Raw genomic sequence first — 13,228 nt, forward strand, 5'->3', positions numbered from 1 at the left:
TTCATCGTCGACGCGCCGCTGGTGTTCAAGCTGCACCTGTTCATGGGCATGTCGCTGTTCGTCATCTTCCCGTTCACCCGCCTGGTGCACGTGTGGAGCGGCTTCGGCGCCGTGACTTACCTGGGCCGCGCGTTCCAGCTGGTCCGCCCTCGCTAAAGGAAGCATCATGGGACTCTCCGTCAACGGCGTCGACATCGACGACAGCGCCATCGAACGCGAACTGCCGCACCACCAGCACGCGGTCAATCCGCTCAAGGAAGCGGTGCACGAAGTCGTGCTGCGCNTCGCTAAAGGAAGCATCATGGGACTCTCCGTCAACGGCGTCGACATCGACGACAGCGCCATCGAACGCGAACTGCCGCACCACCAGCACGCGGTCAATCCGCTCAAGGAAGCGGTGCACGAAGTCGTGCTGCGCACCCTGCTGCTGCAGGAAGCCACGCGGCTGGACATCCAGGGTGAGGACGACGATGCCCGCGTCGAAGCCCTGCTGGCGCAGGAAGTACGGGTGCCGCAGGCCAACGAAGCCGCCTGCGCCCAGTACTACCGCAACCACCCGCAACGCTTCACCAACGGCGAGATGGTCGAGGCGCGCCACATCCTGTTCCAGGTCACGCCCAGCGTGCCGCTGGAACTGGTGCGCGACACGGCGGAATCGGTCCTCGACGCCTTGCGCGCCGCGCCCGAGCGCTTCGATGAACTGGCGCGCCAGTATTCGAACTGCCCGTCCGGCGCGGTCGGCGGCAACCTTGGCCAGCTGTCGCGCGGCCAATGCGTGCCCGAGTTCGACAAGCTCCTGTTCCGCCTCGACGAGGGCCAGCTGGCGGAACGCCTGCTCGAGACCCGCTTCGGCCTGCATATCGTCCAGGTGCTGCGCCGGGTGGAAGGCCGGCTGCTGCCCTTCGAGGCGGTGCGTGCCCAGATCGCGGACTACCTTGCGACGGCGGCCTGGCAGCGCGGCGTGCACCAGTACCTGCAACTGCTGGTGGGCCGGGCCGACATCCTAGGTGTGACGCTCGAAGGCGCCGACACGCCGCTGGTGCAGTAAGGCGATGGCCGGCACAGGACAGCCGATCGCCGCGCCGGGTGTGCCGCACCCGGTCCCGCACTCGGTGCTGGACGACCTGCAGGCCCTGGTCGGCGGCACCATGCTGGTCTCGCTCGGCGTCACCCTGATGAGCAGCGCGGGACTGGTCACCGGCGGCGTGGCCGGACTGTGCCTGCTGCTCCACTATGCGACCGGCATCGCTTTCGGCAAGATTTTCTTTGTGCTGAGCCTCCCCTTATATGCATTCGCCCTGCGCAAGCTGGGCTGGCGTTTTACCCTCAAGACGCTCGGCGCGGTCCTGCTGTTCTCGCTGAGCACCGAGCTGCTGCCGGGTGCCCTCCAGCTGGCCCGGGTGCACGCTCTGTACGCCGCCTTGATGGGCGGTATCCTGGTCGGGGTGGGCCTGTTGATGCTGTTCCGCCATCGCGCCAGCCTGGGCGGCTTCAACATCCTCTGCATTTACCTGCAGGAGCGCTTCGGCTGGCGCGCCGGCCTGGTGCAGCTCGCCATCGACGCTCTCATCCTGCTGGCCTCGCTGGCGCTGCTCACTCCCTCGGCCTGGCTGCTGTCGCTCGCCGGCACGGCGGTGCTCAACCTGACACTGGCGATCAACCACCGGCCCGGACGCTATCTCGCGCACTGATCCGGACCCGCGTGGCAGACTGGCATTTTTTCCGGACCCTTATCATGGAACTCAACAATTTTGACGATTTCCTGGCCGCCGCCCGCGCCCAGGACGAGCCGCAGCAACTGCTGTTCGTATTCGCCGCGGCCGAGCTGCCGCAACAGCATTCTCCCGGCCAGAAGAAGCGCTTCGAGGCCGGCGCCGGCGGCGCACTGGCGCCTGTGATGTGCGTCGACAAATCGCCTGCCGAACTGGCCAGCTTCGCCGCTTTGGCCGAGGAGTCGCGCCAGACCGGCCAGCCATGGGACATGGTGTTCGTGGCGGCCCTGCCGGGCCGCGACGGCCAGCCGCCAGCAGGCAACGATGTCGAGCGCGCCTTGAAGATGATGATCGATGCCGTGCACCGTGGCGCCATCGATCGCTTCGCAGCCTTCGATCCGGAGGGGCAGCCGGTGCGCTTTTTCTAGCAAGATCCTGCGCGGACCTTAAACCAGTTTAAGGCAGGCGAGGTATGCCCTCGCTATAGTCATGACATGGGAGAACGGCGGTTTTCCCGGAGCGCCGGCGCGATGCCGGCACCGATCGACAGCACGGCCCCTGGCCGTCATTACTCGCGTCACTATCCATGTCATTTACCCTATCCGATGAAAGCCGCGCGGCACCGGCGCGCGCTCCGGTCGAACTCGTCTGTCCTGCCGGCAGTCTCCCCGCGCTCAAGGCCGCAGTGGACAATGGCGCTGATTGCGTCTACCTTGGCTTTCGCGACGCCACCAATGCGCGCAACTTCGCCGGCCTGAACTTCAGCGATGCGGCCATCGCCGACGGCATCCAGTATGCCCACCGGCGCGGCCGCAAGGTTTTCCTGGCCTTGAACACCTACCCGCAGCCTGGCGCCTGGGATGTGTGGCGCCAGGCCATCGACCGTGCGGCACTGGCAGGAATCGATGCCGTGATCCTGGCCGACCCAGGGCTGATGGAGTATGCGGCGCGCGTGCATCCTGAGCTGCGGCTGCATCTGTCGGTCCAGGGCTCGGCCACGAATGCGGAAGCGATCAGTTTTTACCACCGCCACTTCGGCATTGCGCGCGCAGTGCTGCCGCGCGTGCTCTCGCTTGCCCAGGTCGAGCAGGTGATCGGCAACACGTCGGTCGAGATCGAAGTGTTCGGCTTCGGCAGCCTGTGCGTCATGGTGGAGGGCCGTTGCCAGTTGTCGTCCTACGCTACCGGGGAGTCACCGAATACCCACGGAGTGTGCTCGCCTGCCAAGGCTGTACGCTGGCAGCCTACGCAAGCCGGCCTCGAGGCCCGCCTCAACGAGGTACTGATCGACCGCTACGACGCGTCCGAGCACGCCGGCTACCCGACGCTGTGCAAGGGCCGCTTCGACGTGGGCGGCGATACCTACTATGCGGTGGAGGAGCCCACCAGCCTGAACACCCTGGAGATCCTGCCCAAGCTGGTCCAGCTGGGCGCGCGCGCCGTCAAGATCGAAGGCCGGCAGCGCAGCCCGGCCTACGTTGCGCAGGTGACGCGGGTCTGGCGCGATGCCATTGACCTGTGCACGTCCGAGCGGCAGCGTTATTCCGTGCGGCCGGCCTGGATGGCCGAACTCGACAAGGTGGCGGAGGGGCAGCAGCATACGCTGGGCGCCTATCACCGCCCTTGGAAATGAATCGTGCGGAGCCGCCCATGAAGATTGCCCTCGGTCCCATCCAATACTACTGGCCGCGCGACACCGTCTTCGCCTTCTACGAGGCGATGGCGGCCGCCCCGATCGACATCGTTTATCTCGGTGAAGCCGTCTGTTCGCGCCGCCACGAACTGCGCCTGAGCGACTGGCTGGCGCTGGCCGCCATGCTGGAACAGGCCGGCAAGCAGGTCGTACTGTCGACCCAGGTCCTGATCGAATCGAGCTCGGACCTCGGCACCCTGCGCCGAATCGCCGGCAATGGCCGCTACCTGGTCGAAGCGAACGACTTCGGCGCCGTCCACTGCATGAACGGACATCCCTTCGTCGCCGGACCTCATCTGAACCTCTACAGCGCGCAATCGCTGGCGATCCTGGCCAAGGCCGGCGCCACCCGTTGGATCATGCCCCTGGAGATGTCGCGCGGCGGCCTGGCCGCCCTGCTTGGGGATAAACCGGCGACATTGCAGACCGAAGTATTCGCCTACGGCCGCCTGCCGCTGGCATTCTCGGCGCGCTGCTTCACGGCGCGCCACCGCAACCTTCCGAAGGACGACTGCCGCTTCAGCTGCATCGACCATCCCGACGGCTTGCTCATGTCAACGCGCGAGAAGCAGCCCTTCCTGGTCCTGAACGGCATCCAGACCCAGTCGGCCCTGGTCTACAACCTGGTCGACCAGTTCGACGTCATGCGCGCGATGGGGGTGGACGTGGTGGGCCTGAGTCCCCAGTCCGCCCTGATGATCGACATCGTCGCCTTGGTGCACGCGGCACTGCAAGGCCGCATGCGCGGGAGCGACGCGGCTAAGCACATGGCGCCCCTGATGCCGGCAGCTGCCTGCGACGGCTTCTGGCACGGCGTGCCCGGACTTGACAAACAAGCCGCTTGACCGCGGCCAGACTGACGAGGAAACCATGCATTACCCACCACAACACCTGCCGGCGCCCGTCGGCCGCCTGCTGTCCCTGCTGCCCGCCTATCCGGGTTCCTGCCTGTTCGCCGCCGCGCTCAACCGGGTAGTGGCGCGGCACTTGCCCGACGACGTACGCGCCGGCCTCGCCGGCAAACGCCTGCGCCTGCGCGCACTGGACGCGGGAATCGCCTTCGACTTCCGCTGGAACGGCAGTGCCTTTTCCGCGGCGCGACGGGCGGACAATGCCGACCTGAGCATCAGCGCCAGCATGCGCGATTTCGCCCTGCTCGCCGCACACAAGGAAGATCCCGACACGTTGTTCTTCAGCCGCCGGCTCGTCATGGAAGGCGATACCGAACTGGGCCTGCTGGTGAAGAACACCCTCGACGCGATCGAACAACCGCTGTTCTCGCCGCCGTTTTCGCTGAATGGCCTGCTGCCGCGCCGTCCGGGCTCGGTCCGTCCGTCACGGAGGGGAGGCTCGCATGCCTAAGGATCGGTCCACCTTCCCGCTCGTATACTCCTGCTCGGGCTGTTCCAGCGCAGCGCAGATGGCCAACCACATCGCCCTTGCACTGGACCGGCTCGGCACCGCCGAGATGTCCTGTATCGCCGGAGTCGGTGGAGACGTGCCATCCCTGGTGAAGCTCGCCAAGTCCGGACGACCGGTGGCGGTAATCGACGGCTGCCCGCTGCTTTGCGCGAGAAGCTGCCTGGCGCGCCACGGTGTCGAGCCGGACCTGCATTGGCAGTTGGGCGAGCACGGCGTCAGGAAGCGTTACCATGCCGACTTCGATCCGGAACAGTCTGAAGCGATGGTGGCGCGCATTGCGGGCGAACTGCAAAACCTGGACCGTGAGCGTGGCCCCGCCCCTGCCGGTGCACCAGTGTCCGAGGTGGAGGCTGATGGCGGCCCGCAGACGGTCTTTTCTTAAACCAGTTTAAGGCAGCCTCGTGGCTTTGCGCGGATAGTTGATGGCGTTGCAGATCAACCAACCGGATCCGATGCGGATCCCTCTATCCCGACAACCATGAACGCCAATGACCACATGTTCGCAGCAACCATGCCTCCCCAGGAGGTGTCGGTCGACGTGCTGCGCGAGAAATACGCAAAGGGCAGTGAAAACAGTATCGACGAGGTGCGCGCGCGCGTTGCGCGCGCACTGGCAAGCCACGAAGCCGAGCCTTTGCGCGAGGAGATGGAACAACGCTTCCTGTGGGCCCAGGAGCGCGGTTTCGTCCCTGCAGGCCGCATCAACTCAGCCGCGGGCCTGGGGATCAAGGCAACGCTGATGAACTGCTTCGTGCAGCCCGTGGGCGACTCGATCACCGGCAGCCACGACGGTTTGCCCGGCATTTACACCGCCGTGGCGGAAGCGGCCGAAACCATGCGGCGCGGCGGCGGTGTCGGCTACGACTTCAGTCCGATCCGCCCGGCGGGCAGCGTCGTGCGCGGAACGCGTTCCCGGGCCTCCGGGCCGGTCTCGTACATGGAAGTATTCGACGCGTCCTGCCGCACGGTCGAGTCGGCAGGTGCGCGACGCGGTGCGCAGATGGGCGTGCTGCGCATCGACCACCCCGACGTCGAACGCTTCATCGCCGCCAAGGATGGCGGCGCATTCAGCAATTTCAACCTGTCCGTCGGCGTGACGGACGAATTCATGGCGGCAGTCCTCGGCGACGGCGAGATCGAGCTGCGCCACCAGGCCGAACCCGGCCCGGACGCGATGGCCGACGGCGCTTACCGGCGCGATGACGGCCTGTGGGTGTACCAGCGGGTGCGCGCCCGCGACCTGTGGGACAAGGTGATGCACTCGACCTATGATCATGCCGAGCCGGGCGTCCTGTTCATCGACCGCATGAACGCGGAAAACAACCTGTACTACGTCGAGCGCCTGGCGGCCACCAATCCGTGCGGCGAGCAGCCCTTGCCGCCCTACGGATGCTGCGATCTCGGTTCGCTCAACCTGACCCATTACGTGCGCAGTCCGTTCACCATCGATGCGCATTTCGACTTCGACACCATGCGCGAGGTCGCCGCGATCGGCGTGCGCATGCTCGACCTCGCGCTCGATGCAACCCAGTGGCCGCTGCCGCAACAGGCCGCCGAGGGCCGCGACAAGCGGCGGGTGGGCCTGGGATTCATGGGGCTGGGCAGCGCGCTGGTCATGCTGGGGATCCGCTACGACAGCGACGAGGGGCGCGAGATGGCGGCCCGTATCGCCCGCGAACTACGCGACGCAACCTATGCCGCGTCGATCGCGCTGGCGCAGGAGAAGGGCCCCTTCCCGCTATTCGATGCGCAGCGCTACCTGGACGGGCAGTTCGTGCAGCGCCTGCCGGACGCCCTGCGCGCAGAGATCGCCCTCCACGGAATCCGCAACTCGCACCTGCTGTCGATCGCACCGACAGGAACAATCTCCCTGGCCTTCGCCGACAATGCCTCGAACGGTATCGAGCCGGCCTTTTCGTGGGTCTACCACCGCAAGAAGCGCATGCCGGACGATACCACCCGGACTTACGAGGTGGCGGACCATGCCTGGCGCCTTTACCGCCACCTGGGCCACGATGTCGGCGAAGGCTCCCTGCCACGGCAATTCGTGACGGCGCTGGAGATGTCTGCGCACGACCACTTGCGCATGATGGAGGCCGTGCAGCCGTATATCGACACCGCGATTTCCAAGACCGTCAACGTGCCGGCCGACTATCCCTACGGCGAGTTCAAGGACCTGTACACCGGTGCCTGGCGGGCCGGCCTCAAGGGGCTGGCCACCTACCGGCCGAACAGCGTCACGGGCAGCGTCCTGAGCGCCGTCCCGGCGCCGCCCCCTGCCCCGTCCCCCGCCCAGCCCAACTCGGCCGAGACGGATCCGCTGCGCAGGCGCTTCGAGAGCCGTCCGATCGGCGAGCTCGAGTCGGTGACCACCAAGGTGGAGTACAGCACCCAGGAAGGCAAGAAAGCGGTTTATCTCACCATCAGCTTCATCCGGGTCGACGGCGTGTTCGATGGGCGCGAGGTGCGAATCGAACGGCCCTTCGAGTTCTTCATGCCGGCCAACCAGCGCAGCGACGGCCAGCAATGGATCACTTCGACCATGCGCCTCTTGTCGATGGCGGCGAGGGCCGGAAGTTCGATCGCCAAGGCGCTGGGCGACATGCGGGAAGTGGTATGGGAAAAAGGGCCCGTGCGCTGCGGCTTCCTCACGCGCGAGGATGGCGTCCAGGTGCCTGTCTACCACGACTCCGAGGTGGCCGCGATCGCCTTCATGCTGCAACGGGTCCTGATCGGGCGAGGCTTCCTGGATAGCTATGGCAACCAGGTGCCGGTGCCGGAGCTCGACCGCTTGCTGAGGCTGCGCAGCGCTGCACACGCCAGCCTGGTCGGCGCAGTTACAAGGGAAACCGGAACGATCGCCGTACCTGCGCGCCCAGCTGAAAAATGCCCCGAGTGCGGTGCGCGTGCCTTGCAGAGGGTCGACGGCTGCGCACGCTGCGGCGAGTGCCATTACATCGGCAGCTGTGGCTGACAACCAGGGAGCACAATGCGAAAAACGTGAACTGCTTTAAGGAAACCATCGCAAGGCACGGATACGATGGAATCTACCTGATATCAATCCCAAGGAGCCAACATGGAACATTCTCTTCAATTGAATGCAGTACTCGATCAATCCGGCGTCGACAAAATGCTGGGCGTGCTGCGAACGATGGCCGGCATCCGCACCGTCGAGATCGCTGCGGGCAGCAGCCGGGTCGAGCTGCGGTACGATGACGACCTGACCTCTCCCCAGGAAATCGACACCACCATTTCGCGCTCCGGTTTTCCGCTGCTGCAGCGTGCCACCCGAACCGGGGGCTGCTGCGGGTCGTGCGGCGGTGTCTAGACGCCGTTTTGCCGCACCCGCACATCGTGGCGCGTACTCACAGTATCGTCAGGTATTGCGCGGGATGCGGCCACGGGCGCGGAGCCTTGAGCCTCTCGGCGCTGCCGAAGCCGATGAAACAAACGGCCTGCTCGCTCGACTGGAGTCCCAGCAGGCGGCCCATGCCGGGGGATGCCAGCGAAGCCCCGCTGGCAAGGCCGCTGGCGATGCCGAGGGCCTCGGCTGCGGTCAACATGTTCTGGATCGCGCACCCCAGTGAAATAAGGCGTTCCGCCTGCGGCACATCCGACAGGACCGGATCGTCGCGCAGGATCGCGACCAGCAGGCATGGGGCATGAAACGCCTTGTCGTAGGCTGCCTTGCGAGCGGGTTCGTCGAGCCCAGGTTCCCGCTGTTCGAGCGCGTCCACGAACGCCATTCCCAGTTCACTGCGCTTATGTGCCGGAATCATGATGAGGCGCCACGAGCGCTGCTTCGCATGATCAGGTGCATGCCCGGCAGCCTCGCAAATGCGCTGCAAGCTCTCTTCGTCGGGACCTGGCGCCAACAAGCGGCGCAGCGATGTGTTGCGACGTGCGGCCAGCACGGACCACAGTTGGTCAGTGAACGAGCCTGGGGTTGAATTGGTTGAGTCTTCCATGATTTCCTCTGTTACCCGGAATCGGACGATGTAGTGTGAAGGATTCATCGGATTGCGTCCTGTCGTCCTCGGATGAGAAACATTTAGCAAACTCGCACGGGTCATGCGCACTGGCCGGGCATGCACCCAGCGTATCCTTTGGCGTCGGGCCCGACGTATTGAAGAAGTGATTGCCTGTTTCGCTTCGGGCGAGCGATGAACCATGCCGACATTCTCATTGTCGCATGCGTCGATCGCGTGCGAACTCGACCATTCAGCTTGGCTCATAGGCCGGAATGACTAGACGGGAGTAAGCCGTCGTGCCGACAGCCATGGGCCGGCGAGACCACTAGAATCTCGCTGTGACAGAAAGTGCTGCTCATGGACTATTTACTGTTGAAACATTTCCACATGACCTGCGTGGCGCTCTCTGGAGGGTTCTTCCTTCTCAGGGGCGGATGGATGCTGGCTGACTCCCGCCTTCTGCAACGCCGTTGGGTGAAGACGCTACCGCATGTCGTCGACGCTTTCCTGCTCGCGTCGGCGCTCGGCCTGGCTGCATGGTCGCACCAGTATCCCGGCCAGGCGCCGTGGATAACAGCGAAAGTGAGTGCCCTTGTCGCTTACGTCCTGCTAGGCACGGTGGCCCTGAAGCGCGGCAAAAGCCTGCGGGTACGCGCCATCGCATTGGCAGGGGCGCTGCTCACGTTCGTTTACATCGTCCTCGTCGCAACCACCAAGAACCCGCTTCCGTTCCTGCCGGCCTAGCGCAAGAACTGGGGCAAAACAGAATCAATCCGCTCCATCGATTTCATTCGACTCTCACCTGATAACCATGCAAATCAAACTGCGACTCTTCGCTGGCCTGCGCGAGACACTTGGGGTCTCCTTCGAGAACCTGACGCTGCCAGACAATATCCGTACTGCCCAGGACGTGCTGCAAACGCTGCGTGCACGTGGCGGCGCCTGGGCCGAAGCCCTGTCCGAGGCAAGCGCGTTCCGCGTAGCGGTCGACCAGACCATGGGTAGCATCGACAGCCCCGTGCACGATGGCGCAGAGCTTGCGTTCTTCCCGCCCGTGACGGGAGGCTAGCATGCAGGTACGGGTTCAGCGCGAGGACTTTGACCTGTCTACCGAAATTGCGTCGCTACGGGCGGGCCACCGGGACATCGGCGCCGTGGTTGCCTTCGTCGGAACGGTACGCGAAATGAACAGCACGGGCGCCGTGTCGCACATGGAGCTCGAGCACTATCCAGGCATGACAGAGGCTGCGCTGGGAGCCATTGCGCTGGAAGCCAGCCAACGCTGGTCAATCTCCGACATCCTGGTCATCCATCGAATCGGCAGCCTGCAAGGCTGCGACCAGATCGTGCTCGCGGCCGTTGCGGCGCGGCACCGCGGCGAGGCATTTGCCGCGTGCGAGTTCGTCATGGACTACCTCAAGACCAGAGCGCCCTTCTGGAAGAAGGAGACGACGGAACGAGGTGCGCAATGGGTAGAAGCGCGGGCCTCCGACGAGGCCAGCCTGGCGAAGTGGCACACGCCCGCTTAGCCTGCCACGCAAGCATGGTGTAGCTTTCACCATGAGGGAACAATGAAAAATATATTCACAACTCTGCTGTTAGCACAGGTATGTGTCACCATGGCTACGCCCGCTTGCGCCGCTGAGGTGCACGTGGCGGTCGCTTCAAATTTCTCAGCGCCGATGCACAAGATTGCTGCCGCGTTCGAGAAAAAGAGCGGTCACAAGACAATACTTGCCTTCGGTGCTACCGGAAAGTTCTACGCACAGGTCAGGAATGGCGCACCTTACGCGCTGCTGATTGCGGCTGACGCTGCGACACCTGCCAGGTTGATATCGGACGGTCTGGCTGTGCCCGGCACCGCGTTTACCTATGCTACCGGGCGGCTGGTGTTATGGTCGGCCCAGAGCGCATTCGTCGATGGACAGGGCGCGGTGCTCAGGAACGGTGCGTTCACGCATCTCGCCATTGCCAATTCAAGGACAGCGCCATATGGCGCAGCCGCCATGGGCGTGCTTGAGAAACTCCGGCTTCTCGATGGTTTGAAGGACAAGCTTGTTCAGGGGGAAAACATCGCCCAGACCTACCAATTCGTCAAGACTGGCAACGCGGCCCTGGGATTCGTGGCAATGTCCGACGTTTACCGCGGAGGCAAATTTGTCGGCGGTTCTGCGTGGGTTGTGCCGGCCGATCTCCATGCGCCGATCCGTCAGGACGCCGTCGTTCTCGCCAGAGGTGCCAACAACCCGGCAGCCCGAGAACTTGCAAGTTACCTGCAATCGGACGAAGCGCGCCAGATCATCCGCTTCTACGGCTACGAACGATGACGCATGGAAGACCTCGACCGATTTGCCGGTGATATCGCCGCCGTCTGCCTGACCGTAAAACTCGCGACAGTAGTCACTCTCCTCCTGCTGCTGGTAGCCACGCCTCTTGCATGGTGGCTTGCACGGACGCGCTCGCCCCTGAAGCCGGTTGTCGGCGCCCTGGTTGCGCTGCCAATCGTCCTCCCACCCACTGTGCTCGGCTTCTACATGTTGCTTACACTTGGCCCCGAGGGCCCGCTCGGACGCATCAGTGCGACGCTCGGGATGGGCATCCACCCATTCACTTTCGAGGCACTGGTGCTGGCCTCGGTTCTGTATTCCATGCCGTTTGCCGTACAACCCCTGCAGAATGCTTTCGAAGCAATTCGCAAACGCCCCCTCGAGGTAGCGGCGACGCTGCGTGCAAGCCCTTGGGATAGTTTCTGGACAGTCGTCGTGCCCTTGGCTCGTCCAGGATTCCTTTCCGCGGCAGTTCTAGGCTTTGCCCATACTGTCGGGGAATTTGGCGTGGTGTTGATGATTGGTGGAAATATTCCGGACAAGACGCGGGTAGTCTCCGTCCAGATCTATGACCATGTCGAAGCCATGGCCTATACGCAAGCACACTGGCTTGCGGGAGGTATGCTCGTGTTCAGTTTCGTGGTCCTGTTCGCTCTTTACACACTCTATCCTCAATCGATACGGAGTCCACGCTCATGAATGGCTTACGCGTACAGTTTAATGTTGCGCTGCGCGCACGTGCAGCAGCTGAGCCGGACGGCTTCGCGCTCGACGTCGACCTCGATCTCCCGCAGGCCGGTATTACCGCCCTGTTCGGGCACTCCGGTTCAGGCAAGACGACCTGTCTGCGCGTTATCGCTGGCCTCGAGCGTATCGCCGGCGCTCGGGTGTCCTTTGGTGATGAAGTCTGGCAGGATGACGAACGCGGTGTGTTCGTCCCGGTACACAAGCGCGCACTCGGTTACGTGTTTCAGGAAGCCAGCCTGTTCGACCACCTGACGGTGCGCGGTAATCTCGAATACGGGCTGAAGCGGGTTCCGGCGCACGAGCGCCGCTTCGCGCTTGAAGCAATTGCTGACCTGCTCGGCATCGCTGCACTACTGGAGCAGCGTCCCGCACGTTTGTCCGGCGGAGAACGTCAGCGTGTCGCCATCGCACGTGCATTGTTGGCATCTCCCCGCGTCCTCCTGATGGACGAGCCTTTGGCCGCCCTCGACTTCAGGCGCAAACGCGAGATTCTTCCCTATCTGGAACGCTTACGCGATGAGTTGTCAATCCCAGTTATCTACGTCAGTCATGCGCCGGATGAGGTAGCGCGATTGGCCGACCATCTGGTACTCCTCGACGAAGGGAAAGTACTGGCATGTGGTCCATTGGGAGAGACACTTGCACGAGTCGACCTGCCGCCCAACGTGGGCCCCGAGATAGGCGCCGTATTCGATGCCGTGTTAACCGGGCATGAAGCCGGAGATCTGTCGTGCCTGGCCTTCCCAGGGGGGACACTGACGGTTGGGCGCCGCGCAGAATCGATCGGCAGCCGGCTTCGATGCCGCATCGATGCGCGCGATATCGGGCTGTCGCTTAGCGGTCCGCAGTCGTCCGGCAGCGCCAATGCGCTTCCTGCCGAGGTTACGGCCGTAGCAGCTTCCAACTCCTCCACGGATGAGGTACTGGTACAGTTGCGAGTTGGGCCAACGCCATTCTTGGCGAGGATCAGAGCCCGACTATTACAAGAGTTCGGTATCGAGCCAGGGCGACAGGTATGGGTGCAGATGCAGCACGTGGCATTGCTGTCTTAAACGGAAGCACCCATCATTCTCAGCGATCACAGCTTACAGCGCAGCAGTCCAGTCTCCGGATTTTCCGCCATGTTTTTCCAGCACCCTTACGTTTGTCATCACCATGCCGCGGTCGGCTGCCTTGCACATGTCGTAAATGGTCAACAACCCAATTTGTACAGCCCGTCAAAGCTTCCATTTCCACGCCAGTCTTGCCATGAGTCTCGACCCGTGCCTGACAGTGAATACTGTGAGCTGCACGATCGATATCGAAATCAACGGCTCTGGTGCAAATCTGCGACTCGGCTAGAATGATGACCTTTGC

17 protein-coding genes and 1 pseudogene are annotated in these 13,228 nt (G+C 63.7%); 16 read left to right on the plus strand and 2 right to left on the minus strand.

Features of this window, described 5'->3' with window-relative positions; genetic code table 11:
• From QWL29_RS25500 to QWL29_RS25545, 10 genes are all read left to right on the plus strand, one after another.
• Nucleotides 1-156 (plus strand): respiratory nitrate reductase subunit gamma (locus QWL29_RS25500; protein ID WP_305825679.1); only part of this gene is annotated, 156 nt, incomplete at its 5' end.
• 145 nt (nucleotides 157-301) lie between these two features.
• Entirely contained in the window at nucleotides 302-1,048 is a 747-nt protein-coding gene (locus QWL29_RS25505; protein WP_305825680.1) for a peptidylprolyl isomerase, read from the plus strand.
• A 4-nt stretch (nucleotides 1,049-1,052) separates the two neighbouring features.
• Entirely contained in the window at nucleotides 1,053-1,691 is a 639-nt protein-coding gene (locus QWL29_RS25510) for a YitT family protein (protein ID WP_305825663.1), read from the plus strand.
• A 44-nt stretch (nucleotides 1,692-1,735) separates the two neighbouring features.
• Nucleotides 1,736-2,140, plus strand: coding sequence for a ribonucleotide reductase subunit alpha (locus QWL29_RS25515; RefSeq protein WP_305825664.1), 405 nt, complete (start codon nucleotides 1,736-1,738; stop codon nucleotides 2,138-2,140).
• Between the two features lie 158 nt (nucleotides 2,141-2,298).
• On the plus strand, nucleotides 2,299-3,345 hold the full coding sequence (gene ubiU, locus QWL29_RS25520; protein WP_305825665.1) for a ubiquinone anaerobic biosynthesis protein UbiU: 1,047 nt from the start codon (nucleotides 2,299-2,301) through the stop codon (nucleotides 3,343-3,345).
• 17 nt (nucleotides 3,346-3,362) lie between these two features.
• Complete coding sequence (locus QWL29_RS25525; RefSeq protein WP_305825666.1) at nucleotides 3,363-4,250, plus strand: U32 family peptidase; 888 nt, start codon at nucleotides 3,363-3,365, stop codon at nucleotides 4,248-4,250.
• Between the two features lie 25 nt (nucleotides 4,251-4,275).
• Nucleotides 4,276-4,767: a ubiquinone anaerobic biosynthesis accessory factor UbiT gene (ubiT, locus tag QWL29_RS25530; protein WP_305825667.1), complete on the plus strand. Its 492-nt coding sequence runs from the start codon at nucleotides 4,276-4,278 to the stop codon at nucleotides 4,765-4,767.
• Nucleotides 4,760-5,209 (plus strand): putative zinc-binding protein, encoded by a 450-nt coding sequence (locus tag QWL29_RS25535; RefSeq protein ID WP_305825668.1) that lies wholly within the window; start codon nucleotides 4,760-4,762, stop codon nucleotides 5,207-5,209. The genes ubiT and QWL29_RS25535 overlap by 8 nt, the downstream gene beginning before the upstream one ends.
• 96 nt (nucleotides 5,210-5,305) lie before the next feature.
• The gene (locus tag QWL29_RS25540; RefSeq protein WP_305825669.1) at nucleotides 5,306-7,801 is read left to right on the plus strand and encodes an adenosylcobalamin-dependent ribonucleoside-diphosphate reductase; all 2,496 of its coding nucleotides are present in this window, start codon (nucleotides 5,306-5,308) and stop codon (nucleotides 7,799-7,801) included.
• A 102-nt stretch (nucleotides 7,802-7,903) separates the two neighbouring features.
• Nucleotides 7,904-8,155, plus strand: a complete 252-nt coding sequence (locus tag QWL29_RS25545) for a hypothetical protein (RefSeq protein ID WP_305825670.1) — start codon at nucleotides 7,904-7,906, stop codon at nucleotides 8,153-8,155.
• Between the two features lie 37 nt (nucleotides 8,156-8,192).
• Here QWL29_RS25545 and QWL29_RS25550 read toward each other — a convergent pair whose 3' ends face one another.
• Nucleotides 8,193-8,795: a nitroreductase family protein gene (locus QWL29_RS25550; protein ID WP_305825671.1), complete on the minus strand. Its 603-nt coding sequence runs from the start codon at nucleotides 8,793-8,795 to the stop codon at nucleotides 8,193-8,195.
• A gap of 360 nt (nucleotides 8,796-9,155) precedes the next feature.
• Between QWL29_RS25550 and QWL29_RS25555 the strand changes: the two genes are divergently transcribed.
• The 6 genes from QWL29_RS25555 (at nucleotide 9,156) to modC (ending at nucleotide 12,924) form a co-directional block, all read left to right on the plus strand.
• On the plus strand, nucleotides 9,156-9,542 hold the full coding sequence (locus QWL29_RS25555; RefSeq protein ID WP_305825672.1) for a SirB2 family protein: 387 nt from the start codon (nucleotides 9,156-9,158) through the stop codon (nucleotides 9,540-9,542).
• A gap of 67 nt (nucleotides 9,543-9,609) precedes the next feature.
• The gene (gene moaD / locus QWL29_RS25560) at nucleotides 9,610-9,867 is read left to right on the plus strand and encodes a molybdopterin converting factor subunit 1 (RefSeq protein ID WP_305825673.1); all 258 of its coding nucleotides are present in this window, start codon (nucleotides 9,610-9,612) and stop codon (nucleotides 9,865-9,867) included.
• Nucleotide 9,868: 1 nt separating this feature from the next.
• Complete coding sequence (locus QWL29_RS25565; protein ID WP_305825674.1) at nucleotides 9,869-10,327, plus strand: molybdenum cofactor biosynthesis protein MoaE; 459 nt, start codon at nucleotides 9,869-9,871, stop codon at nucleotides 10,325-10,327.
• A 42-nt stretch (nucleotides 10,328-10,369) separates the two neighbouring features.
• On the plus strand, nucleotides 10,370-11,125 hold the full coding sequence (modA, locus tag QWL29_RS25570; protein WP_305825675.1) for a molybdate ABC transporter substrate-binding protein: 756 nt from the start codon (nucleotides 10,370-10,372) through the stop codon (nucleotides 11,123-11,125).
• Nucleotides 11,126-11,128: 3 nt separating this feature from the next.
• Nucleotides 11,129-11,824: a molybdate ABC transporter permease subunit gene (gene modB / locus QWL29_RS25575; RefSeq protein ID WP_305825676.1), complete on the plus strand. Its 696-nt coding sequence runs from the start codon at nucleotides 11,129-11,131 to the stop codon at nucleotides 11,822-11,824.
• Nucleotides 11,821-12,924: a molybdenum ABC transporter ATP-binding protein gene (gene modC, locus QWL29_RS25580; protein WP_305825677.1), complete on the plus strand. Its 1,104-nt coding sequence runs from the start codon at nucleotides 11,821-11,823 to the stop codon at nucleotides 12,922-12,924. The genes modB and modC overlap by 4 nt, the downstream gene beginning before the upstream one ends.
• A 33-nt stretch (nucleotides 12,925-12,957) precedes the next feature.
• Here the strand turns inward: modC and QWL29_RS25585 are convergent.
• Nucleotides 12,958-13,228: pseudogene (locus QWL29_RS25585) on the minus strand (cyclic pyranopterin monophosphate synthase MoaC); the annotation flags it as partial.

Source organism: Massilia brevitalea (assembly GCF_030711405.1).
In the GTDB taxonomy this organism is placed as follows: domain Bacteria; phylum Pseudomonadota; class Gammaproteobacteria; order Burkholderiales; family Burkholderiaceae_D; genus Telluria; species Telluria brevitalea.